Annotated in this window: 27 protein-coding genes; 6 read left to right on the forward strand and 21 right to left on the reverse strand. The window is 57.8% G+C overall.

Annotated features, from left to right (window positions below; translation table 11 throughout):
* Window positions 1-26 precede the first annotated feature (26 nt).
* Both rplT and rpmI read right to left on the reverse strand, forming a co-directional pair.
* Window positions 27-380 (reverse strand): 50S ribosomal protein L20, encoded by a 354-nt coding sequence (gene rplT / locus NA78x_RS22875; RefSeq protein WP_425614704.1) that lies wholly within the window; start codon window positions 378-380, stop codon window positions 27-29.
* Window positions 381-483: 103 nt separating this feature from the next.
* Window positions 484-687 (reverse strand): 50S ribosomal protein L35, encoded by a 204-nt coding sequence (gene rpmI / locus NA78x_RS22880; RefSeq protein WP_145095206.1) that lies wholly within the window; start codon window positions 685-687, stop codon window positions 484-486.
* Between the two features lie 323 nt (window positions 688-1,010).
* Here rpmI and NA78x_RS22885 point away from each other — a divergent pair, with 323 nt between their 5' ends.
* Window positions 1,011-3,239 carry an FdhF/YdeP family oxidoreductase gene (locus NA78x_RS22885; protein ID WP_425614705.1) on the forward strand — a complete coding sequence of 743 codons (2,229 nt, stop codon included), beginning with the start codon at window positions 1,011-1,013 and terminating at the stop codon, window positions 3,237-3,239.
* A 233-nt stretch (window positions 3,240-3,472) separates the two neighbouring features.
* The gene (locus tag NA78x_RS22890; RefSeq protein WP_425614706.1) at window positions 3,473-4,855 is read left to right on the forward strand and encodes an IS4 family transposase; all 1,383 of its coding nucleotides are present in this window, start codon (window positions 3,473-3,475) and stop codon (window positions 4,853-4,855) included.
* A 50-nt stretch (window positions 4,856-4,905) separates the two neighbouring features.
* Here the strand turns inward: NA78x_RS22890 and NA78x_RS22895 are convergent, their stop codons facing one another.
* The 11 genes from NA78x_RS22895 to NA78x_RS22945 all read right to left on the reverse strand — a co-directional run bounded on the left by NA78x_RS22895 (window position 4,906) and on the right by NA78x_RS22945 (window position 12,547).
* Complete coding sequence (locus NA78x_RS22895; protein WP_425614707.1) at window positions 4,906-5,481, reverse strand: dihydrofolate reductase family protein; 576 nt, start codon at window positions 5,479-5,481, stop codon at window positions 4,906-4,908.
* A gap of 220 nt (window positions 5,482-5,701) precedes the next feature.
* Complete coding sequence (locus tag NA78x_RS22900; protein ID WP_425614708.1) at window positions 5,702-6,112, reverse strand: hypothetical protein; 411 nt, start codon at window positions 6,110-6,112, stop codon at window positions 5,702-5,704.
* 245 nt (window positions 6,113-6,357) lie between these two features.
* Entirely contained in the window at window positions 6,358-6,639 is a 282-nt protein-coding gene (locus NA78x_RS22905) for a hypothetical protein (protein ID WP_425614709.1), read from the reverse strand.
* Window positions 6,640-6,782: 143 nt separating this feature from the next.
* Entirely contained in the window at window positions 6,783-7,370 is a 588-nt protein-coding gene (locus tag NA78x_RS22910) for an SMI1/KNR4 family protein (protein ID WP_425614710.1), read from the reverse strand.
* 245 nt (window positions 7,371-7,615) lie between these two features.
* Window positions 7,616-7,984: a hypothetical protein gene (locus tag NA78x_RS22915; RefSeq protein WP_425614711.1), complete on the reverse strand. Its 369-nt coding sequence runs from the start codon at window positions 7,982-7,984 to the stop codon at window positions 7,616-7,618.
* A 71-nt stretch (window positions 7,985-8,055) separates the two neighbouring features.
* Window positions 8,056-8,619: a suppressor of fused domain protein gene (locus NA78x_RS22920; protein ID WP_425614712.1), complete on the reverse strand. Its 564-nt coding sequence runs from the start codon at window positions 8,617-8,619 to the stop codon at window positions 8,056-8,058.
* A 116-nt stretch (window positions 8,620-8,735) separates the two neighbouring features.
* On the reverse strand, window positions 8,736-9,161 hold the full coding sequence (locus NA78x_RS22925) for a hypothetical protein (protein ID WP_425614713.1): 426 nt from the start codon (window positions 9,159-9,161) through the stop codon (window positions 8,736-8,738).
* A gap of 361 nt (window positions 9,162-9,522) precedes the next feature.
* A complete protein-coding gene (locus NA78x_RS22930; RefSeq protein ID WP_425614714.1) occupies window positions 9,523-10,107 on the reverse strand; it encodes a hypothetical protein in 585 nt (194 codons plus the stop codon).
* Window positions 10,108-10,204: 97 nt separating this feature from the next.
* On the reverse strand, window positions 10,205-11,491 hold the full coding sequence (gene mtaB, locus NA78x_RS22935; protein WP_425614715.1) for a tRNA (N(6)-L-threonylcarbamoyladenosine(37)-C(2))-methylthiotransferase MtaB: 1,287 nt from the start codon (window positions 11,489-11,491) through the stop codon (window positions 10,205-10,207).
* A gap of 32 nt (window positions 11,492-11,523) precedes the next feature.
* Window positions 11,524-12,165, reverse strand: coding sequence for a hypothetical protein (locus NA78x_RS22940; protein WP_425614716.1), 642 nt, complete (start codon window positions 12,163-12,165; stop codon window positions 11,524-11,526).
* Between the two features lie 34 nt (window positions 12,166-12,199).
* Entirely contained in the window at window positions 12,200-12,547 is a 348-nt protein-coding gene (locus NA78x_RS22945; protein WP_425614717.1) for an ATP-dependent Clp protease adaptor ClpS, read from the reverse strand.
* 143 nt (window positions 12,548-12,690) lie between these two features.
* On the opposite strand from NA78x_RS22945, the gene NA78x_RS22950 reads away from it, so the two are divergent.
* From NA78x_RS22950 to NA78x_RS22965, 4 genes are all read left to right on the forward strand, one after another.
* Entirely contained in the window at window positions 12,691-14,067 is a 1,377-nt protein-coding gene (locus NA78x_RS22950) for a dipeptidase (RefSeq protein WP_425614718.1), read from the forward strand.
* 52 nt (window positions 14,068-14,119) lie between these two features.
* Entirely contained in the window at window positions 14,120-15,406 is a 1,287-nt protein-coding gene (serS, locus tag NA78x_RS22955) for a serine--tRNA ligase (protein WP_425614719.1), read from the forward strand.
* A 39-nt stretch (window positions 15,407-15,445) separates the two neighbouring features.
* Window positions 15,446-16,378 carry a sugar phosphate isomerase/epimerase family protein gene (locus tag NA78x_RS22960; RefSeq protein WP_425614720.1) on the forward strand — a complete coding sequence of 311 codons (933 nt, stop codon included), beginning with the start codon at window positions 15,446-15,448 and terminating at the stop codon, window positions 16,376-16,378.
* Window positions 16,379-16,448: 70 nt separating this feature from the next.
* Entirely contained in the window at window positions 16,449-16,727 is a 279-nt protein-coding gene (locus tag NA78x_RS22965) for a hypothetical protein (protein ID WP_425614721.1), read from the forward strand.
* 6 nt (window positions 16,728-16,733) lie between these two features.
* On the opposite strand, the gene NA78x_RS22970 is transcribed toward NA78x_RS22965, so the two are convergent.
* The 8 genes from NA78x_RS22970 to NA78x_RS23005 form a co-directional block, all read right to left on the reverse strand.
* Window positions 16,734-17,567, reverse strand: a complete 834-nt coding sequence (locus NA78x_RS22970; RefSeq protein ID WP_425614722.1) for a class I SAM-dependent methyltransferase — start codon at window positions 17,565-17,567, stop codon at window positions 16,734-16,736.
* Window positions 17,568-17,641: 74 nt separating this feature from the next.
* On the reverse strand, window positions 17,642-18,727 hold the full coding sequence (locus tag NA78x_RS22975) for an EscU/YscU/HrcU family type III secretion system export apparatus switch protein (RefSeq protein ID WP_425614723.1): 1,086 nt from the start codon (window positions 18,725-18,727) through the stop codon (window positions 17,642-17,644).
* Window positions 18,728-18,736: 9 nt separating this feature from the next.
* Window positions 18,737-19,531: a flagellar biosynthetic protein FliR gene (locus tag NA78x_RS22980; protein ID WP_425614724.1), complete on the reverse strand. Its 795-nt coding sequence runs from the start codon at window positions 19,529-19,531 to the stop codon at window positions 18,737-18,739.
* 15 nt (window positions 19,532-19,546) lie between these two features.
* Window positions 19,547-19,825, reverse strand: coding sequence for a flagellar biosynthesis protein FliQ (gene fliQ / locus NA78x_RS22985; RefSeq protein ID WP_425614725.1), 279 nt, complete (start codon window positions 19,823-19,825; stop codon window positions 19,547-19,549).
* Between the two features lie 87 nt (window positions 19,826-19,912).
* Window positions 19,913-20,794 (reverse strand): flagellar type III secretion system pore protein FliP, encoded by an 882-nt coding sequence (fliP, locus tag NA78x_RS22990; protein WP_425614726.1) that lies wholly within the window; start codon window positions 20,792-20,794, stop codon window positions 19,913-19,915.
* Complete coding sequence (locus NA78x_RS22995; RefSeq protein WP_425614727.1) at window positions 20,787-21,689, reverse strand: FliO/MopB family protein; 903 nt, start codon at window positions 21,687-21,689, stop codon at window positions 20,787-20,789. The genes fliP and NA78x_RS22995 overlap by 8 nt, the downstream gene beginning before the upstream one ends.
* A gap of 132 nt (window positions 21,690-21,821) precedes the next feature.
* Window positions 21,822-22,466 (reverse strand): flagellar motor switch protein FliN, encoded by a 645-nt coding sequence (gene fliN / locus NA78x_RS23000; RefSeq protein WP_425614728.1) that lies wholly within the window; start codon window positions 22,464-22,466, stop codon window positions 21,822-21,824.
* Between the two features lie 77 nt (window positions 22,467-22,543).
* A complete protein-coding gene (locus NA78x_RS23005) occupies window positions 22,544-23,245 on the reverse strand; it encodes a flagellar basal body-associated FliL family protein (RefSeq protein ID WP_425614729.1) in 702 nt (233 codons plus the stop codon).
* Between the last annotated feature and the right edge of the window lie 141 nt (window positions 23,246-23,386).

Raw genomic sequence — 23,386 nt, forward strand, 5'->3', positions numbered from 1 at the left:
GCAGAGTCTCACTCTGGCGAAGCAGACTAAGCCAAGGCGGCTTTGGCTTCTTGGAAGATCGCGTCGAAGGCCGGTGGATCGTGAATCGCGATTTCCGACAGGCTCTTGCGATCGAGCGTGATGTTGGCCCGCTTCAGGCCATTGATGAACAGGCTATAGCGGAGACCTCGTTCAGCACAGGCAGCGCTGATGCGGATGATCCACAGTTCGCGGAAGCTACGCCGCTTGACGCGGCGATCGCGATAGGCATAGCGGCCGGCGCGAAGCAGGGTTTCTTTGACGGTGCGAAGCAGCTTGCGCCGTCCACCCCAAAAACCCTTGGCCCGCTTGAAAATGCGCTTCTTCGACTTGTTACGGGCGTGACCGTTGGTGGTACGCATGGCAAATACATCCTAACTTCAGCCGCACAACGAGGCCCTCGGGACGAAAATCCGAGCGTTGATTGCCCGTGCACTGGCACTAGCGAAACTCTGCCCTACTGCCTTACAGGCTGTAGAAACCGAGAGCTCGCGCAATTTGGTGATTCACAGAATCGTGCAGCACCCGCGTACCCCGCAAATTGCGGCGACGCTTCTTCGACATGCGCGAGGCGAGATGGCTCGTCCCGGCGCAGCGGTGCTTGAACTTTCCCGTGGCAGTCACCCGGAACCGCTTCTTGGTTCCCTTGTGGGTCTTCATCTTCGGCATGGTAAATACCCCCTTCGGTGAGAAGGGCTAACTGGGTGAAATGTCGGAAGTCCCGTATCTTAGCCGGATTCGGGCGGCCAGAAAAGGGGAACGACCGGGAAAATGTCCCGCCCACCGGGTCAAATGAGCCGAGAAACAAGCTTGTATCGGTCGAATGCCTTCAGAAAGCCAGCGATTTAGCCCCTGCCACCCGAAACGAGGACAAATCGCTGATCCGCTGTTCAACGCCGGCCAAATCAACGGGCCGTAATGTTTCGGGTTTCCTGAAAATTCGGCTACAATCCAAGGCAACCCCAAGCTTCCTCTCCTAACCATGCTCTCTCATGCCAAAAGTTAACAGTGGTGGTGGCTTTCGTGCCATTTGGTACACGCTGAAAAAGTCGCGCGAGGTCGGCGGTATCTGGAAGATGTTCCAGGCCATGCGCACCAAGAACGCCTGCAAAACATGCGCGCTGGGCATGGGTGGCCAAAAGGGAGGCATGGTCAACGAAGCGGGGAGCTTTCCCGAGTTCTGCAAAAAGTCGCTGCAAGCCATGGCAGCCGACATGCAGGGGGCGATCAAGCCCGAGTTCTGGAGCACGTACAGTGTCCCGCAGCTGCAGCAGTTCTCGCCGCTCGATCTGGAAACCTGCGGTCGCCTGACGCAGCCCGTGGTGCTGGAAAAGGGCTCGCAGTATTACAAGCCCATCTCTTGGGACGAGGCTTTCGCTCGCATCACTGGCAAGCTGAAGCAACTCACGGCCAACGAAACTTTCTGGTACTTCAGCGGCCGCAGTTCCAACGAAGCGGGCTTTTTGCTGCAACTGTTCGCGCGATTGTACGGCACGAACAATGTGAACAATTGCAGCTTTTATTGTCATCAAGCCAGCGGTGTCGGACTGACGACAACCCTTGGCACCGGGACGGCTACCGTCACGCTACACGATGTGGAAAAAGCTGATCTGGTGTTTTTGATCGGCGGCAATCCTCCCAGCAATCATCCGCGGCTGATGTCGTCGCTGATGATGGTCCGCAACAAGGGTGGTAAGGTTATCAGCATCAATCCCGTGATCGAAACGGGACTCGTCAGCTTTCGCGTCCCCAGCAACATGTGGAGCCTGTTCTTCGGGACCAAGGTCTCGTCTACCTACGTACAGCCTCACATCGGCGGCGATCTGGCCTTGCTCGTTGGCATCGCCAAGCGCGTGGTCGAACTCAAGGCTCACGACGAAACCTACCTGCGCGAGTACTGCGAAGGCTCAGAAGCCTGGCTCGCGAATCTCGCCGCCACGCCGTGGGATGAGATAGAACGCAAGTCGGGAGTCGACTTCGCCCAGATCGATGACATGGCCAAGCAATATGCTGCGGCCAAGCGCGTAAACTTCTGCTGGACGATGGGGATCACGCACCATGCGAACGGCGTCGAGAACGTGCAAGCCATCGTCAATCTCGCTCTGTTGCGGGGGATGATCGGCAAGGAAGGTTGCGGCGTGATGCCGATTCGCGGGCACTCGAACGTGCAAGGCATCGGCAGCATGGGTGTCACGCCCAAGCTCAAAGACAGTGTATTCGCGGCGCTCGAACGAGAATTCGCCGTGCAACTGCCGACGACGAAGGGGCTCGATACGCTGGGTTGCATGGAAGAGTCGTTCGCCGAACGCCTCAAGTTCGGGCTTTGTCTCGGTGGCAACCTGTACGGCAGCAATCCCGAAGCAACCTTCGCCGGCCAGGCCCTCGCCAAGCTCGAAACATTGGTTTACATGAGCACCACGCTGAACACGGGACATGCGCACGGCCTGGGCCAAGAGACGATCATCCTACCCGTGCTCGCCCGCGACGAAGAGCCGCAAGCGACCACGCAAGAATCGATGTTTAACTACGTCCGTCTCAGCGATGGTGGCCCTGCTCGGCACGAAGGCCCCAAGAGCGAAGTGGAAGTGGTGGCGACAATGGCCTCGCAGACGCTCGGCAACGACGGGCCCATCGATTGGTCGTCGATGCAGAACACGGGCAAGATCCGCGACGCGATTGCCAAGGTCGTTCCCGGTTTCGAACAGTTGGCGACCATCGACGAAACAAAGAAGGAATTTCAGATTCCCGGCCGGACGTTTCATACGCCGAAATTCCCGACTCCCTCGGGCAAGGCGATCATGCACGTCCATCAAATTCCCGAACTGCGCGGCGAAGGAGATCAGCTTCGCCTGATGACGGTTCGCAGCGAGGGGCAGTTCAACACGGTCGTCTACGAGACCGAAGATCTCTATCGCAACCAGACTCGCCGCGATGTGATCTTGCTGCATCCGGACGATGTCGAGCGACTCGGCTTTGAGGAAGATCAGCGCGTGACCATCACCAGCGAAGTGGGCGAAATGAAGAACATTCTCATTCGCCCCTATCCAGCGATTCGCGCCGGCAACGCGCTCATGTACTATCCCGAAGCCAACGTGCTGGTGCCTCGCACCGCCGATCCCTATTCAAAAACTCCCGCCTTCAAGAACATCCTCATTACCGTCTCGGCCCAAACGCCGCAAACCAAGAGTTTGCCGGCAGATCGGCTGCTGAAGATTTCGTAGGATGAAGCCATGCTCTCAGTATTACCCACATTTACGTTGGAATTGCCACGGGGGTTTGGGTGAGCCGGCATTGCATGATAGCGGAGGCAAGTCGGGCCGCGGCGGATAGTTGTAGTTTTTGCGGGCCAAGTCGTTGCGATTTTCGTATAGAGTGAATCGTAGCCCCGGTTGTGTGGGGCGGCAGGGTCGGCGGCCAGGGAGGCAAAGTCCGGCAGTGGCAAGGATGTGCGACGATGTCGGTGGAACTTGACGTTGAGGCGTGGGCTGAGCAGCAGTTTGGCCGTTGTGATTTGGGTGACGCGCGGCGTACGCGTCGGATCGTTCGCACGGCGGCGTTGTGTGCGGCCGATCCCAGTGGGACCACGCCCGAGCAGACCGAAACCTGGGAAGATTGCAAAGCGGCGTATCGGTTGTTCGATACCAAGGCCGTCACGTTCGCGGGGATCGCCGGTCCGCATTGGGAACAGACGCGAGCTCGGACCAGCGGCCACTATCTGCTGATTGGCGACACCACCCTGATCAGCTTCGAAGGCGACCGTCAAATTTCAGGCATGGGCATCATCACCAGTGGGAATGCCCAGGGCTTTCTGCTGCACTCGGCCTTGATGGTTGATGCTCGCGACGGCGAAGTAATTGGCTTGGCAGGTCAAACCATTCGCTATCGCCAACGTGTGCCCAAGAAGGAACCAGGAAGCGTGCGTCTGCAGCGCGATCGCGAGTCGGAGATTTGGGGTAAAGTGATCACGGCTGTTGGCGCCCCGTCGAATGAGCAGGTGCGCTTCACGCATGTCTGCGATCGGGGTGCGGACAATTTCGAAGTCTATTGCCATTGCCTGCTGCAGGGCGCGGATTGGGTTATTCGCGCGAAGAGCCTCACGCGCAAAATTTACGTAGCTGGGCAGTTGCTGCCGCTCGCCGATCACTTGCTGACGTTGCCCCTGGCAGGCACCTATCCGCTGGAGATCAAGGCGAATGCGAATCAAGTGGCGCGGACCGCGACCGTGGAAGTGCGCTGCGGACTGATCGGCATGCCGGAACCACATCAGCCCGGCCGCTTCACTCAGGAATGTGGCATCACCTTCTTGACGATGAACGTGATTGAAGTGAAAGAGGTCGATCCGCCCCGGGGACAAAAGCCGTTGCAGTGGGTGCTCTATACTTCGCATGCCGTGACGTGTTGGGAAGACGCCCTGACGGTGATTGAATACTACGAACGCCGCCCGCTGGTCGAAGAGTTTCACAAGGCGCTCAAGACCGGCTGCCGCATCGAAGAACGGCTGTATGAAACCGCGCCACGCTGGGAAAACGTGACCGCCCTGCTGTCGATTATTGCCGTTCGACTGCTGCAACTGAAGACGATCGCCCTCAAAGAACCGAATCGCCCGGCTGCGGCGCTGGTCCCCGCGATCTGGCTGCGAATGCTAACCGCCGTGCGTGGCCGCAAACGTCAGCCGATCGTTACCGCCCACGACTTCCTCCGCGCGCTCGCCGGCCTGGGCGGTCACCTCGGCCGCAAACACGATGGTGAACCCGGCTGGCTCACCATCTGGCGCGGGTTCGACAAACTACAACTCTTGCTGCGCGGCGCAACTAACATGCAACGAAATTGTGGGTAATACTGAGAGCACGGCTTCATCCAACTTGTGCGGGTGAACTGCGACAGCCGCTACCTTCTCGGCTCATACCGCATTGCCACCGCCCCTGAGCCAAACTCTCGACGGCTCACGAGCTTGAGGTCAACATACTTCGATAGCCCCGCGAACAACGTCGGCCCATGGCCCGCTAGCCTCGGATGCACCACGAACTCGTACTCGTCGATCAAGCCCAACTCCGCGAGCGCCTGCGGAAGATTCACGCCTCCCACAAACAGCCCGTTGCCCGGCTGTTGCTTGAGCTGCCGAACGGCCTGCCCCAGATCCCCGCGCCCCTGTGCTCCCAGGAGCAGCTCCGCGTTCCAATCGACCCGCTCCAAGGTGCTCGATACGACGTACTTCTTGGCCGCGTGGATCGAGTGGGCGAAGGGTACCATCCATTCGACCATCCAATCAGGCTTGACTCCCGTCTCTGCCACCGGCCGAAACGCTGTCTCCATCATTTCGTAGGTGACGCGGCCGAAAATCAGGGCGTCGGCCTCGGCGAGATTCTCGGCCCAGTAGCGATGCAACTCTTCGTCCGTCGAGCCTGCCCGATGATCGACGCAGCCATCCAAGGTGACGTTGATGGAATAGCGAAGAGGTCGCATGAGGTTTTTCTGATTGGGTTAATCGACTGAATTCGCCGGCGGCAGCTGGCTTTGCCAGTGCCTAGCCGGCTCGAAATTGTGCATCTGTCGCTTGACGTTGAAGATTAGGCTTTTTCCAAATCGCTGCCCTGTGGAAAAAGGCGAGAAGTCGATTTCAACTGCACTTCGATTCCGCATTGACAAATCGGCACTGGCAATGCCAGTGACTCGCGGCGACTTACTAAGCACCCGTCGAGTCCGCGAGTTTCCAGACACCGTTCAGGAAGAATAACAGTATGAATTCGTCAGCGTCAAAGACTTCCCGCCCTGGATCAAGCAACGTCACATCCGCTTCGACCTTGTCTTGCTCTATGTAGCCAAACTTAATCTCGCACGGCCTCGAAAGCAGGGCGAAATCGTCGAACCGCGTTTGCCCGCCATTTGTGTGAAACACCGAAACAAGGAAGTTCTTCTCGGCGTGCAGCACCAAGTCAACATCGAATTGTGACTTGAACGCATCGATCGCTGCCTGAAACTCTTCTTGCTTTGCAGTGCCAAAGAGGCGCAGGTAAAGCGCGTGACCTTCATGATAGTCGAGGTTACGCCTCAGCAGAATTTCGGACGCTGCGACTGAACCGACGTCGAACAGCAACTGGCAGAGCTTTAGAAACTCTTGCTAGGTTTCCTCGCCGCGACTCATAAGGTCGTCAAGCCGTGCGATCTCATTCGCGGCCACGGGGTTGGTCCTGGTAAGGGCAAGCAAGTTCGTGTCACCAATGTTCGCGGCTGGGATGGCGTATTGGTCGTCGTTGTCCATTCGCTTGACCGGCATGATCTCTCCTTAGCGTCTAAAAGATTGGCATTCAGTGGCGGGCCGGGCGTTGAATCGAAGGATCGTTATCCCGCCTGTGATGGTCGACGCTCCTGATCCTTTTGGCTGAGTCGCTCCAGCGCTTTCTCTGCTTGGCTCAAGGCCTTTGCGATTCGCGGGAGATACACGTTTTTGACCCAATCTTTGTGAGGCGGCAGTTCCTGGCCATCCCGCAGCTTGCGAACAAACAGCGGCCGAAAACCAGCCCAATCTGCATGCCTACCGCTTTCCAGGTATTCGTTCGCAATGCGAATGGACCGGTCCAGCGACTCGATGCGAACGAGTATTTCCTTCGCTATGGCGTTCATTGCGTCCTTGCCGTGACGTCTGCGGAATAATGTTCCAATGCTCAACGGCCGGTGCGGCGCCGACTGACTCTCACTTTATCAAAATGCTTAGCGTGAGGCCGGTCCAGCATGGTCGGGAGATCTCGCGACAGAATCGTCGCAGGCTATCCCAGCGCCATATCATCGAACCAGATCCCGCCGTATTCATCCAGCTTGAACTCGCGGGCCACCAAGCGATCGGCCAAAGCCGAGAGCCACGATCGGAATGAGGGCGCGATCACAGGTCGCGGGCGATCGGAGTTGTAGAACTTCACAACCTGCCCTACGCGACCGTCCGGCCCCGGGTCCAGGTCAATGAACAACATGTCGCCGTCCGCGTCCATGAACGGTAGCCAACCGTCGCGCCAACGCAGGTCTGTCTTGACGGCACGGCTTTTTCCTGGCGGAAGGACTCCCTCGGGTCCGAGCATCGCCTGCACCTCGCAACACACCTTCCGAGCGTCGAGCATCAACTTGATGGGTAAGAGCGACCAGTTATTGAAGAGTCGCACTTGCCCGTGATACGAATCTCGAAGGCCGTCGTGGTTCGCCAAGGATCGCAGCAGGTCAGTCGGCAGTTTGCGGCCGAACGTGCGGGCCAAGCGGTTTACATCGGTGGCCGAGGCGGGCTTGCGTAGTGACCGAAAGACGCTATTCGCGTTCTCGCGCAGTACGGCCTCGATCTCGTTCCAAGACGACGCTACCGTTCGCACGCAGTTGCTCCTGTGGAATTGCTACTTAGCTTCTCTCGCCGGTTCCCACTGGCTTTGCAGGTGGCTAGCCGGCTCGGAAAAGTGGATGGATCACTGCAAGTTAAAGATTTGCCTTTTACCAAATCGCTGCCGGGTGCAAAAAGGCGAGAAGTCGATTTCAACTGCACTTTGATTCCGTGTTTGCACGTCGGCACTGGCGAAGCCAGTGGCAACCGAACGGCTCTGGTGCAACGCATGGTTAGGCTTCATTTCTTGCGTTCCAATCGAGCGGTCGCTGTGGCGTCCTTGGAAACTGGAACCGAGATCTCTTTATCGTAGGGAACAAGAATCTGCTTGCTGGATTTCCCGCCGTCCGGGTCGAGATGGGAAATTGTCAAGGTAACGCCATCGTCCGCAATCTTGTCGATCGTGACGACCTCACTCGTGCGTGCACCATCGGGGCCAATTTCTCCCGACTCGTCAATCACCCCCGTGCGGGAGACGCGATATCGACCTAGTGACTCGTTATTGCCGCGTTTGACATTCAATATGAGCATCGGATCGTTCGCGACGGGGTCGCCGCCGCCACAACCGGAGAGAAGCATGGCCGCAGCGAGGAGGAGGAGTCGATTCATGTGAACTACGCCTAACCACTTTTTTTCGCGACGATTGTTACTAGCAGCACCCGGTCAAGTGAAACATTATGTTAGCCATCGAGCGACACGCTGTCGCGCTCGAGGTCTGTGAACGGAAAGACGCCCTGGCGTTTCAACAGTGCGAGCAGCTTCTCGGCCCCACGTTCCTTCTTGAACTCCAATTCCGGCTGCGTGATGCCGATGCAAAGCCGAAGTTCGTTGTCATGCCCGAACAGCGAAAACTTCGCGTAGGTATCGAACAGCAATGCCTTGATCCGCGAATTCGGGGGCGTTGCAGCATCGATGTCCATTGACTCGCCAGCGCCAACGTAAGCCTGCTGAGTGTACGGTGCGAGGCGGCTGATGATGTTTGGTCCCCAATCGCTCGGCGAGCGGTGGCAGATCATTAATTCATAATCCGCATAGCAGGAGTTTGGCTTGCCTGTGAGCTCCGCCGTCACATAGACCATTCCCTTGAGGTGGCGATGAAAGGCCATCACATCCGCGTTTCCGCCAAGGGCAAAAGGATGGGGCGCATGGAAGACGTTGTCGTGACCCTGGCCAAACACCTGGGCGAATGCATCTGCCCGCGCGTCCCAGACTTCTTCCCAGTCATCTTTGCCGCTTGTGCTCATAGGTCTTGATGGTTAACGGAATGACATTCACTGGCCGGCCAGGCGCTCGACCGTCTTTCGGATCACAAGGACCGTTCCGCCCGGCCGGTCCGTTCCAGTGCGTGGTTATCCGACGCCTATCCTGGATCAACGTCAATTGATTCGTTCGTCCACGACCTTTGTTTCATTGGGTCAGTCAATGTCCACACAGAAAACACACATCCGTATGAACTCGCAACGTCACACATGAATGCGACCCAATCAGACCACTGTTCAGCGCTCATACGGTCGACTCCGTCGGGCCGCGTCGTGCCTTCCGCGTTCCAGTAATCGGCGTCCGGTCTCGCCGTGACCGTCGTCGCGTAGTTTTCTGAAAGTTGTTTCGCGAGACGACGGACATCATCCTCGACGGGGCCGAAGTGCAAGAAATCTAAGGAAAGTATAGTGTCACCCGTCACGCCGTCGGCCGCCATCTGCGAGTGCAGAATTCGAGCCTCGGCGATGCGCCGTCGACGAATCCGGGCGTAGTAGTCCGTCCAAACTTGCTGTGGATCGTCGGGCATGAAGTCTTTGTCGGATAACTAGGTATTCTCTTGCGTACAAACGAGATAACGTAAGTTGCCTTGGATCAAGAGTCAATTATCGAAGTTGTTGTGAGAATTGGACTTGGTTATCAGACTTGGCTTGATGTTTCAGCCAGCAATCTTTGCGCAGAGTGACACTGGTTTTTGACAGCGCCAGCCTGGCTGAAAAGACGACGGATCGCTTGACCGCAAAAGGGGGGTGTCCAATTAAGAGCGGCCTAATTGGACAGCACCTAGCGCAACTCTCGGGTTTGCGAGCAATTCGCGTCCAATTAGGGCGAGGCTGGTTGGACAAGTTGGTGCCAACAGGACAGCGAATTTGAAACTTGGCACGGCTTTGTTACTGATGCAAACTGAGAAAGAGTTCGACGTCGCCAAGTGACGCGCCGACTTCGCGGGCGATCTGCTGCGGGGTCCAATCTTGCTGGGCGAGACGTTGAGCGCGGTCGGCCTGGGCCGCAGTAAGGACGTTTTGATTTTGACCGGTGGGAGGATGAGCGGGCAATTCGCCCGAGCAATCTTCAATCCGCTGCAGCACATCGCGGCCACTGAGGGTGGGGGCTGTTTTCAGGCCGGCCTGGTCGGCCCGCGCGATGAGTTGTTCAAGTCGCTCGCAATGTTCGCGGGCCACGATCATCAGCGATTGCAGGGCGAGCAGCTTGGTGTCGATCTCGGCTTTGACATCGCGGGCCATCTCGTGCATTTCGACCTGCCAGCCCAGCAGGTCTGGCGAGGCGCTGTCAAAAGCCTGCTGGCGCGGCTTGGGGGCACAGGCTCGTTTAATTTCCTCGGGGTCGGGATCGGCCTGCTTCGACCGCTGCTGCTTGAACCAATTGCCCCGCAGCAAGATCAAGCAGACCACCGCCAGCGCAGCCGCGAGCCCATAGGTGCTGAGCACGTTCGCTAGCAAGAGGGGTGGCATCATGCGGGGGATAGTACTCGCCGCCCGTGGAATCCGCCAAGGGCAGTTTGGTTGCGATGTACGTAGGGTGCGGCCCAATTCGTGCTTCGCGGTCCCCGCTTCATGCTCCGGAAGGCAACCGCGCGATGATGCGACCATCGCGCACTGCATAGCCCACTGCATCGACGAGCGTGCTGGGCTGAAGACCGGTGGCTTCAATCTCGACCGGGGCATAGCGGCACGAAGTTCCCGCGAAGCCGCTCGGCAGGTATTCGCTTTGACCTTCGATCATCACCTGCAACCGCCGGCCAAGCAGGCTGCGATAGTATTCGTCGCGAACTTCCGCCGCGACTGCTTCCAGCCGCCGCAGTCTTTCTTGCTTCACTTCGTGCGAGATCTTGTCCGGCATGTCGAACGCCGGTGTACCTTTCCTGGCACTGAACGGAAAGATATGGATCTTCGCAAAGCCGCAGTCGCGCACGACCTGACAAGTGGCGGCAAAGTCTTCTTCGGTCTCGCCCGGAAAGCCGACGATCACGTCGGTCGATAGCCCGGGCTGATCGAGCGTTTCTCGCACCAGTCGGCAACGATCGACAAACAGCTTGCTCCCCCAGCGACGCTTCATCCGCCGCAGCACTGCGTCGGAGCCGCTTTGCAGGCAGATATGCAGGTGCGGAGCAATCTTGCCGGGATTTTCGGCCATCACACCGATCAGGTCGCGGGTGACTTCGGTGGCCTCGATGCTGGAGAGGCGAATGCGAAACTCACCGGGAACCTTGCACAGGGTGCGCACCAGCGTGGCGAGTCGCAGCCATTCTTCGCGCGGCTTGTGGTGATTGAGCTCGACGCCGTAGTGCCCCAGATGAACGCCGGTGAGGATAATTTCGCGGTGGCCGTTGTCGACCAGGCGGGCCACTTCGTCGCGGATGTGTTCGAGCGGCCGGCTGTAAACATTCGGCCGCACAAAGGGGATGATGCAATAGCTGCAGCGGAGCAGGCAGCCATCTTGCACCTTCACATAGGCCCGCTTGCGGCCCGTGAATCGCGAGATGCCGGTGGGAATATCGACGACGCCGAACCGGCCGAGCAGATCGGGAATCTCGCGCTTGTCGGTGACCACTTCGCTGACGTTCGGCAGCGCGGCGACTTCTTCGGGCGCTCGCGTGGCGTAGCAGCCCATCACCACGATGCGCGTCTGCGGATTATCGCGGGCCAGCTTGCGGATCACGTGCCGGCTCTTGCTGTCTCCCTCGGCCGTGACCGTGCAGGTATTCACCACGCACAGATCGGGCGCCTCGTCTTCGGCCGCATCGTGATAGCCAATCCTGCGCAGCCCTTCGCGCACCAGTTCGGTTTCGTACTGGTTGACCTTGCAGCCGAGGGTGATGGTTTTGAGGGAGGCGGGCATGCGTTCAATTATGACGAAAATGGCCGCGATTATTAGCCCCCACTAGGCCTCCCTAGAGCTACATGAGTGATCGCACCTGATTGGTCAAATAGCACCACTAGCTGCCCCACAAGCCCACGCTTCCACAGCATTGCTCGATACACCTTGCCGTCGAACTTCACCTCGGCAAGCCTCGCATCGTCTCCACTAATGCTCCTAAAGATGGTGGATATCGCTTCCGCGAGTTGTTGCCGATCTGCGGGCTTTTCAGCTCGCAGTCCACAAAAAGCCTCTCCGAAGTCGGCGGTGCTTGATGCATAATCTGGGGACAAGTACTCGGCCGTCTGCAGTCGACCGAAATGGTGCTTGCTCGCAACTGCGACTTGAACTTCCGGATAGCACATGACATGTCCGGTATCGAGTGAAGTCTTAAAGACGTGCAGATCCGGATTCGCCTTACGAAGAGCCGGCAAATCTAACTCGGTCAGTTTGGTGCCGGCTGGAAACTGAAGTTCCCCTACTCGCTGGGTTTCCTTTGGTAAGTACTTTCTTGTTAGTGCACGTCGGACTGCTTCCGCGGGATCATCACGATTCACGGCTTTCCAAACAGCCAAGCCGGTTGCCACCAGCAGCGTCAACAATAGAAGGCCGCGAATGGTCACTTGAAGTGGCCGCGAAGTCTGGATCTTTGTCATCGGCATCCTCCGTGAATGACACAGTCAGATTGGACTACCCTTCCACCGGTTCAATCGTCGAGGACATGCTTCCTTTGCAGCGGGCGATGAGCTTGTCGGCACCGAAGGCGTGGATTTGCTCGCGCTTGAGTTCGGCATGCTCGCGGGTGGTGGTCAGGCAGATGGCCTTGCCCAGTTTGTCGACCTGCTCGGCGATTTTGAAGCCTTTTTCGACGGGAAAGCCGAACAGGTCCTTCATCATCTGAATGACGTACTCGTAGGAGTGATCGTCGTCGTTCCAGAGGAGGACGTTGTAGCGAGGCTGGCGCTTCGGCCGCTTCTTCTTATCGGTTTGTTCGTCTTTTTCGGGTTCGGCGACCGCTGCGGCATGTTGATCAGTCAAGGGAGCCTCCTGCTGGCACGTTCGTCTGCGGGACCGGGAATAGGCGAGGCGAACTGCACGCATTATATTGCCCGGTCGGCAAAGAGGCGAGATGCGGGCAGTTGTTGGGTGCGGAACGAGAGTCTGGCGGGATCAAACGAACCATGGATGACGTGCTGAAGTTTCTCGATGCCGACCGCGAACAATGTGAGCGTGACCTGTGCGAATTGCTGGCGATCCCCAGCGTGGCTGCCGATTCGAAGTATCACCCCGATGTTCGCCGGGCTGCCGATTGGGTGGCGGGGCAATTTCAGTCTTTCGGGCTGAAGACCGAACAGATCGAAACCATCGGCCAGCCTTTGATTTATGCCGAAAGCCCCGCGGTTGCCGGTGCTCCGACAGTGCTGGTCTATGGCCATTACGATGTTCAGCCCGCTGACCCGCTGAATGAATGGATTTCGCCGCCGTTCGAGCCCACGATTCGCAACGGCAACGTCTACGCCCGCGGGGCCACCGACGACAAGGGCCAGATGCTCACCCACGTCCTGAGCACCCGCGGGTGGCTCAAGAGCCGGGGCGAATTGCCGGTGCAGATCAAGTTTTTGATCGAAGGGGAAGAAGAAGTCGGCAGCAAGGGCTTGTACGACTACCTCAAACAGCCCGGCGCGAGCGAGAAACTGAAAGCCGACATTGTCGTCATCAGCGACACGTCGCAATTCGCGCCAGGTCAGCCTGCGATCACCTACGGCCTGCGTGGCATCGCCTATTTCGAAGTTCGCCTGAGCGGGCCGAAGCAAGATTTGCATAGCGGCACTTTTGGTGGTGCCGTCACTAATCCGCTGAATGCACTCAACAGCGTGCTGCATTCGCTCCGCGATACCGACGGCCGTGTACAGGTTCCTGGCTTCTACGACGACGTGCTACCACTTTCACCTCGCGAGCGAGAACAGTTCGCGGCGTTGCCATTTACCGATGCTGCCTTTCGAGACCAACTGGGAGTCAAAGGCCTCTTCGGTGAAAAGGATTACACCACACTCGAACGTCGCTGGGCTCGTCCGACCTACGATGTGCATGGCCTGTGGGGCGGCTATCAGGGCGAAGGTGGTAAAACGGTGTTGCCGGCCAAAGCCGGTGCCAAATTCAGCTTTCGCTTGGTGCCGAATCAAGACCCGCAAAAGATCGCCGCGTCACTGGAAAAGTTCCTGCACGATCGCTTACCTCCGGGCATCACGATGGAACTGATCTACATGAGCGGAGCGCCCGGCTGCGTGGTGCCGCTCGATAGCCCCTATGTCGCCGCTGCCGAAAAGGCCATCGAAGGTGGCTTTGGTCGCCGGCCGGTCTTCATTCGCGAAGGTGGTTCGATTCCCATCGTCACCAACTTCAAGCAACAATTGGGCATCGATACCCTGCTCCTCGGCTGGGGACTCGACGACGACAACACCCACAGCCCGAACGAAAAGTTCTGCCTCGCCGATTTCCACCGCGGCATTCGCGCCAGTGCGCGGCTGTGGCAAGAACTTTCCAAAATCAAACGCTAACCTCCTCCTGATTCCTGGTCCCTAACCTCTGGCCCCTGGCCCCTTCCCCACCATGCTCGATCGCAAGTTCATCGTCGAAAACGCCGACAAGATCATCAAAAACTGCACGGACCGCGGTGTGACCTGCGATGTGCAAAAGTTGGTTGATCTGGAAACGCATCGTCGCGTCTTCCTGACACAGGTCGAAGAATTGAACCGGCAGGCAAACGACACCGCGAAGCAAATCGGCAAAGCAGATCCTGCTGCTCGCGAAAAGTTGAAGGAGGAAGGTCGCAAGCTGCGCGATCTAAAGGATCAGGCTCAGGCCGAGCACGATCGGCTGGAAACGCAGATCAATGCCATTCAACTGACGATTCCGAACCTGACGCACCCGGCGGCTCCCATCGGCGGCGAGCACGATGCTGCCGAAGTGAAGCGGGGCATCACGCCCATTCCCGAGTTCAGCTTTAAGCCGCTCGACCACGTGGAACTGGCAGAGAAGTACGACCTGATCGACTTCGAAGCCGGCTCGCGCACGACGGGGCATGGATTCTACTTCTTGAAGAACGAAGCGGTGTTGATTGAATTGGCCCTGCAGCGGTATGTGCTCGACATCTTGATGCGGCACGGCTTCACGATCACCACGACGCCCGACCTGGCGCGCGACGAAATCCTGATTGGCATCGGGTTCAATCCGCGCGGTAGTGCCGAAACGCAGATCTATTCGATCGAGAACAGCGATCTCAGCTTGGTGGGCACGGCCGAAATCACGCTCGGCGGCATGTACTCGCAGCAACTATTGAATGAAGAGCAACTGCCGATCAAGCTCTGCGGCATCAGCCACTGTTTTCGCACCGAAGCGGGTGCCCACGGCAAAGCGACGCGCGGCATCTATCGCGTCCACCAGTTCACGAAGGTCGAAATGTTCGCCTTCACCGCGCCGGAAGAGAGCGACGCGACACTCGAACAACTGATGGCGATCGAATGCGAGATTTTCGATGGCCTCGGTATTCCCTATCGCGTGATTGATACTGCCTCTGGCGATCTCGGCGGCCCTGCCTATCGCAAGTACGATCTCGAAGCGTGGATGCCCGGCCGCAACAACGGCAAGGGTGAATGGGGCGAAGTGACGAGCACCAGCAATTGCACCGATTATCAATCGCGGCGGCTTGATGTTCGTTACAAGAAGAAAGCCGAAAAGGGAACGCATTACGTTCACACGCTCAATGGCACGGCGGTCGCCATCAGCCGAGCGATGATCGCTGTCCTCGAAAACTACCAACAGGCTGACGGCACCATCGCCATTCCCGATGCCCTTCGACTCTGGGTCGGCAAAGATCGTATTGTTCCCCGCAGCTAATTTTTAAAGAGCATCATCATGAGCGAGTCGGATCGGTCCTTGTCACGTAGAACCCTGCTCGCTGGTTCTCTCGGCGCTGCTGCGTTGGCAATGAGTCCCTCGCGCACATTACTGGCCGATGATAAGCCCGCCGCGAAGCCGTTTCGTAATCACATCGGCGTCTCGACCTACTCCTTCTGGCAGTTCAAAAACGAAGCACTGCGCGATATCGAGAAGTGTATCGATCTGTCGGCAGAATGGGGCTTCGATGGCGTGGAACTGCTCCATCGCCAAATGACCAGCGAAGAGCCCGGTTACTTGCAGCGACTAAAGAAGCGAGCCTTCGTCAATGGCGTTTCGCTCTGCGGCTTCAGCACGCATCAGGGGTTTCTTTCGCCCGACGCCGAGAAGCGTCAGAAGAACATCGATCACACGATTCACTGCATTGAGCTTGCCTATCAGCTGGGCATACCCACGATGCGGGTGAACACCGGCAGCTGGGGCACCAGCAAGAACTTCGACGACTTGATGAAGAACCGTGGCATTGAGCCAACCATCGAAGGATATACCGACGAAGACGGCTTCAAGTGGGTGATCGAAAGCCTGGAGAAATGCCTGCCCGCGGCTGAAAAGTGCGGCGTGCTGCTTGGTCTCGAAAATCACTGGGGCCTCGGTCGCACTCCCGAAGGTGTGCTGCGCGTGGTCGATGCCATCAAGAGCCCCTGGCTGCAAGTCACTTCCGATACCGGCAACTTTTTGGAAGATCCCTACGATCGCCTGACCCTGATGGCACCGAAGACCGTCCTGGTCCAAGCCAAGACTTACTACGGCGGCGGCTTGTGGTACACCCTCGAACTCGACTACCCGCGCATCGCCGAGATCTTCCGCAAGCAGAACTATCGAGGTTGGGTCTCGCTCGAATTCGAAGGGAAAGAAGACCCACTCGTGGCGATCCCCAAAAGTCTGAAGGTCCTGCGAGAAGCGTTTTCGTAATGACCCGGTCGGAATGATGGAAAGATACTGAAGTTAAGGTAGAATTACTCAGATGAGTACCATCGTTCGATTGTTCGGCGACTTTGATGAACCCGTCAGGCGCTTGCTGGAGCAGGAGTTGGGCGGACCGGTTCTGGACTCTCAGAAAGTGGTGATCAAAGTTTTCGATCCAGAAGCGAAATCTCCCGAGGCATCATCTGCAAAAGAGTCGCCCGCGCTTCCCGATTGGTGCAACGTCTACGCAGGCTTGAGTGATGCAGCAGTCGATCGACTTGACCATGCAACCAAGCAGCGACTTGATCTGACCAGAGGAACCGGTTTGCAGATTGTTGATTGGCGTCAAAGCTAACGACGCTTAGGCCGACCGTTCAAACACAAACTCATTGCACCCCAGTCCACGACCGCAGTCGGTGTGTCGCAATTCGCGAAAGCCGAGTTGTTCGCAGTGGGCGACAATCTTCTCGGGAGAGGCGACTTCAAAGGGAAGCCCGCCGACCCAGTCGACCACGTCGTGCCAGGCAGACATACCGCGAGTACTTTGCTCGGCATAGTGCCGCCAGGTGTAACCGGGCCGGCCACGGAGCAAATCTCGTAGCATCGTTGGTGCCCACAGGCGCATGAGCGATGGGTAAAGGACTGCCCAGCGCAAGGCGTGCGGCAAGCGATTGTAAAGTTGCTTCACCCGCAGCCAACCGCGACTGCCGGGTCCTTGGTCGTTGTAGATCGCAATGAAGAACTTACCGGCGGGAGCAACTCGCGCAGCGGCGTTGTCGATGGCTTGCCACATCTGGCCCGTGTGATGGAGCACACCCCACGAGTAGACCACGTCGAATGTGCCCAGCGACGCGAGGTAATCGACGTCCAGAACAGAGCCTCGTTCAATGATCCACACTTCGTCAGCGGGGGCGTATCGTCGCTTGAGCTCTTCGGTGCAGGCCACCGACTGCGGATCGAAGTCAAAGGAATGAACTCGCGCGTTAAGATTGCGCGCCGCCAAACTGAACAGGCCACTGCCGCAGCCAATATCAAGAAACGTCTTGCCGGCCAGAGATTCGACCTCGAGCATCGTTTGCAAAGACAACTGCGCACGAGCAATTCGTTCGTCAGTCAGCACTCGCAGGAATTGTTGCCAGTTCTCGCCGAAGGCAAACCGCTGACCAGTTTGAACTTCGCTTTCATGTTGGCCCAAGTAGCGTTCTCGCAGAAGTTGTACGACGCAAAGGATGAGGACATCGTAGCAAGTCGGGCTACGTAGGAAATGCTTTACGCAGCGGTAGCAGGTCCGGGCAGCTTCTTCCCCTTGAGTTGATAGATATAGCGGATGACTTCTGCGACCGCTGCATACTGCTCGGCAGGGACCGGTTGGTTCACATCGACCGTGGCATACAGAATGCGGGCAAGTTCTTTGCGCTCGACGACGGGAACCTGGTTCTCAAGTCCCAGGCGGCGAATTCGCTGGGCCAGCACGCCGGCTCCTTTGGCAAGCACAACTGGCGCAGCCATCGTCTCGGGATCATACTGCAGGGCGATCGCCAGTTCGGTGGGATTCGTTACGATTACGTCGGCCTTGGGGACGACGCTGCTCAAGCGATTCATCGCTAGTTGCCGCTGCACTTGCTTTCGCCGCGAAGCAACCTGCGGGTCCCCCGTCTGCTGCTTCATTTCGTCCCGCATTTCCTGATGGCTCATCTTCAGGTCTTGCTCGTGTTTCCAATAGGCATAGCCGTAATCGAAAACGGCGAGGATGAGCAGCGCACTGCCGATTTTCAGACTCGTCCAAAACGTGACACTGAACAAATAGGTGGCGATGGGCCCCGCTTCCTGATCGGAAAGGATCATCACGTTATCGCGCTCGCCCCACAGACTGACGGCGGCGACCGTGGTCACGAGTCCCACTTTCATCATGCCGAACCCAAGTTGCACGACCGAGGTTGTCGAAAAGATACGGCTCGCATTCGAGAGTGGATCGATCCGCTGGACGTCCATTGCCAACTTTTCGGGCAGAAACAAGAATCCAACTTGCCCTAGATTTACCAGCACTCCGGCCAGTACTAGCGTGCCGAGCACCGGCAACAGCGCCAATGAGACGTCGGCACTCAAGCTAATAAGGTGATGGAGAAAGTCGTGTACATCCAGTCGCACCCACGCTTCACCGCCGAGATGCTCGCGAGTGATCCGCGCAAACGATAAAGCAAGGCCATTACCCATGTACCAGAGCGTAAGCAGACCAACGACCAGCATGGTTGCGGAACCGAGGTCTTGGCTTTTGACGACTTGCCCCTGCTCGCGCGCTTGTTGGCGGCGATGCTCGGTGGCGTCGTGTTCTTTATCTTCGTTGTCGTCAGCCATGAACGGTTGCTAAGAGCTCGTATCGGTAATTACGTCGCGTACTTTCTGAATGACGCCTCCCAGTTCTTCCTGAAAGGTAATGGCTGCGGAACCGATGGTGACGGCAATCATTAGTGGGACCAGGATGGCGTTGAAGTTCAGGCCAATGGCCACCGCATTCAATTGCGGCAGTGTCCGGCTGATGAGAGCTACGACCAGTACCGCTAGAAAGAGCGCGACCATCACCGGCGCGCACGCGCGAATGCCGACATTAAAACTGTGAGAAGTAACTTCGACGAGCGCCATTGGCAATTCTGCGGGCAAGTTTGCCGCGCCGGGAGGAAGCCAAGAGAAGCTATCGAGCAGGGCTGTGATTACTAGCCGATGCCCGCCCAACAGAAAGAACAGAGCGATCGCGACCGACTCAAGAAGCTGCGAAATGATCGGCACCGTGGTATCGAACGTGGGGTTGGCAACATCGGCCAATGAGAGCCCGCTCATCTGGCTAATCACCTGCCCGGCGAGTTGCATGCCGCTGAGGAGAATCATCACTGCCGTGCCGAGCGCCAGGCCGAGAATGATTTCTCGCGTCATCAGCAGGCCGAGTTCCGCAAGGTTTTCGACTTCGGGCAACTGCACGCCCCAGTGCAGCGGAGCAATGAGCAGGGCCACCGAAACAGCGAGCAAGGCACGAATCTGCAGGGGGATCGTAGCGCCGCCGAGGACAGGCAGCGTCATGATGAGCGCGCCGATGCGAGTCAGTACCAGGACAAAAATCAGGAACTGATTGAGGTAGAGCGTGAGTAAGGGTGAAAGGAGGGTCATGAGGCGAGGGAGTGATTAGCCTCCCATCATCATTTTGGGAATGCCGGCGATGAGGGTTTCGCTGTATTCCATCAGACGTTGCACGAGCCAAGGCAAGCAGAGCAACAAACAGATGACCATTGCAACCAGCTTGGGGACGAAGGCCACGGTTTGATCTTGCACTTGGGTCAGCGCTTGCGCAAGACCGATGAGCAGGCCGACGACCATGCCTACGACGAGCAAGGGGGCCGACAAAAGCAGAGCCATCATCAGCGCTTGTTGGGCAAGCGTGACGGCATCGTCGGGAGTCATCATTTTTTGGATCCTCGCCAGCGACGAACCAGGTAACGAGTGGCGGCAGTCAGAAACATCAAGGTCAACAAGCAGTATCCTTTTGCGTCGTCAGCCACCCGGAGGACCGAAACTGTTCAGCAGCATGCTGACAATCAGAGTCCAGCCATCGACCAACACGAACAACAGCAATTTGAGGGGAAGCGAAATGATTACCGGGGGCAACATCATCATGCCCATCGAAATCGTGACGCTGGAAACGACCATATCGAGAATCAGAAACGGCAGGTAGATTTGAAAGCCGATCAGGAACGAAATCTTCAGTTCGCTGAGCATGAAGGCCGGCAAGATCGCCTGCAGAGGTACTTCGTCGTACGATTGCGGCGGTGTGGTACGGCGTTGTTCGGCGGGCAAGTAATCGTAAAAGAGCCACACATCGTCGCTGTTGCCGGCAAATTCGATCTGGCGGCTCATGAACCGCTTGAGCGGCATCACGCCTGCATTGAAGGCATCTTCGGGGTTCGTGATCCGGCCATCGGAGTAAGGTTTAATGCTCTGCTGATAAACTTCGTTCCATGTCGGAGTCATGATCAGCAAAGTCATGAACAGCGCGAGGGCCGTCATCACCTGGCTCGGCGGCAGTTGTTGCGTACCGAGCGCTTGTCGCAACAGACCGAGGACCACGACGATGCGCACAAAGCTGGTCGTCATCAGCAAGATCGCTGGCGCTAGACTGAGGACGGTTAGCAGCAGCATGATCTGCAGCGAACCACTCAATTTCTTCGGGCTTGTGAATTGCTCAGGCCCGTTACGCAGGAGTTCGGTCAAGCCATCTGCCGAGGGGAACTCGCTGCTGCTGGTTGAAGTTCCCGCTTCGTCGCCATTAATGGCAGCCGACTGACGAGAGCCATCGCTGGCGGTTTGGGCGTGTGCGTTGCCGCTTGTCAGCAGGAATAGCAGTAAAGCCACGACGAGGCCGATGCGATTAGCCATGCATGGGCCTCCCAGGTTGTTGAGGACGGGCGACAACCTGATTGGTCGGTGCCGGCCCCGCTGCGGTGCGAACCGGACGAATTTCGTTCTCGACGAAGCCTCGCGCAGGCTGACGTTCCAGTTCGTTGATGACTTCACGAAACGCTTGCGTCGAACTGTTCTTGCTGGTGCGGCGGCACATGGCACTCAGTCGCTCTACTTCGCTCGGTTCGGTCACTTCGCTGAGTGCTTCTGCACCAGAGCCCGGCGTGATCGCCAGCAAGACCAGCTTGTTGCCGAGGCGTACGAGTTGCATCTGTTGCCGCCCGGCCAAGGGAGCCCAACCGAGTGGTTCGACGACTTCCTTCGGCAATGGACCGACGGCCTTCGGCAAGTATCGTTTCGATAGCCAAGCCACGCAGAGAAATGCTGCAAGCACGATTCCCAGACTTGCGGCGACGTTGGATACCGCGCCCCAGCCCGCAGCTGGACTGCGCTGCAAATCGCGGGTCGTTCTGCTGCCGCGCGGAGCGATCGGCATCGCTTGGCCAGGTAACGGCATCAGTTGCGCAGGTGCTTGATAAGCCGCTGTCTGGTGAGCGACCGGTTCAGCAGGATGCCCCTGTTGATAGGCAGCCGCATAGTTGCCAGCAGGATTCTCGGCGGCGGGAATCGCGACGGCTGTGTTTCCGCCACCACTGTTACCGTTGCCGCTGGCATAGTGAGAACGAGTTGGCACAGCGCCCGAGGGGAGTGGCGCGGGTGCATTGGCAACTCGACTGGCTTGCAAAGCCGGGGTGTGGACTGCTCCGTACTCTTCGCCGCGCGCTGAGAGCAGGCAGCACCAGTCAGTGCTGATCAAAACAGCGCTGAACAGGAGTGCGGCAGTCAGCTGAGGGCGAAAACTTTTGAGCATCCATGCTCTCCGGCAAAAAAAGTTCAAGTTCGAGAACGGACTGTTCGATATTCGAAGTGGGATGATAGTGGATTGATTTGGGGTTTCGTGCTCAAACCACGAGCTTGATTATGTGCCTTAGGCACGATTGGTTTACACATCGTCGCTCGAAAGTAATTCGGCGACACGCACGCAGAAATTGTCGTTCAACACCAGGACTTCGCCGCGGGCAATCAAGCGGCCGTTGACGTACACGTCGACAGGATCGCCGGCCAGTTTATCGAGCGGTACAACCGCGCCGCGCTTCAACTTGAGTACATCCTCGAGATACATCTGCGTGCGACCAAGTTCGATGCGTACATCGAGGTCGACATCGCGGAGCAGTTCGAGCGTAGCCTTCTCGCCCGAGGCAGGGCTGCCGCCGAAATCGCGGAATTCGAACGGTTGGATGCCGCTGATGGCGGGATCGACAGGCTGATCGACCGAGGCAATCGCTTGCTCGGCCTGGTTGAGCAGGAATTGAATATCGTCGCCGACGTTGCTGGCAGCCTTGCCTTTTGCGGCGGGACGAGCTGCTGCATGAACGGGGGGAGCCAGCGTGGCAGTGGCTGCTGCCGGAGCATTGCGTGGCGCGGGAGCTTGCTTCAGCAAGGCTTCGATTTCGCTTTGGCCAATTGTTGCTTGGCTGGTTACAGGTGCCGAAACGGCAGGCGGTGGAGTATGCCCGGCCACTTGCTGCGCTTGGCGCAGCAGATCTTCGATTTCGTCCTGTGAGACTTTTTCGGTGTCGCCAGCCATCGGATTCCTTTCCTGCTGGCAGGCCGTCAATCCTTGACGACGAGCATGCGATCGATCTGTATCATCGCGGCAGCCAGTTACTGCTCGATGAACGAGAATTCGCTGAACACGACATTCTGTAGAAGGGCGTGCCCCAGTAGGTCGTTACTTTTCGCCAAAATGCGCCGTTTAATCAAGCCCAAACCTGGATCGGTCAAGTCACTCATTTGCGCATTGCGAATTTCGAAGATGATTTGGTCGCGCAGCCGATGCTGATTTTTCTCGAGCAAATGCGAGACTTCCTCGCTATCGCCATCTTCCACCGTGGCTACAAGATGAAAATTAACCCGCAACGTCACGTTGCTAGCGGGCTCGTGAACCATCAGGTTGAACTTGCCCAATTCCACTTCAACCTCGCCGCCAGTGCCGGAACCGGCGGGAACTTTGGCCGTGCTGGCAGCGGCACCGTGACCGCCACCATGTCCGCCGGCTGCTGCTTTCGCGGGCTTGGCGCCGTGTCCGCCGCCATGAGCAGCGGCAGCTTTCGCGGGCTTCGCTCCGTGAGCATCCTTTTTGCCGTGATCGTCGGCCTTACCGTGGGCGTCATCTTTCTTGCCGTGTCCATCATCCTTGGCGCCGTGACCGTCGTCCTTCTTTTCGTCGTGTCCAACCGCAGCGGTATCGTGAGCTTCCAAGCGGGCTTCGACATCGGCCGCGCTGGGAATGAGCATGTACGCGAGTACACATTCCGTCAGAATGACGACCGCCACGAGAGCAGAAATGAGAATTGGCTTGACCATGTTCTGTATCCGCACGCACCCAAACGACTGACGAAACGAACGACACCTGTGCAAACGTAGGTCGCTGCCAGCGTGCGTTCTATATTGAAGCAGCGAGCGAATTCCTCGTTCGCGGCATTCGGTGACGGGTAGTAACGCTGG

This window comes from Anatilimnocola aquadivae (genome assembly GCF_049819085.1).
Lineage (GTDB): Bacteria > Planctomycetota > Planctomycetia > Pirellulales > Pirellulaceae > Anatilimnocola.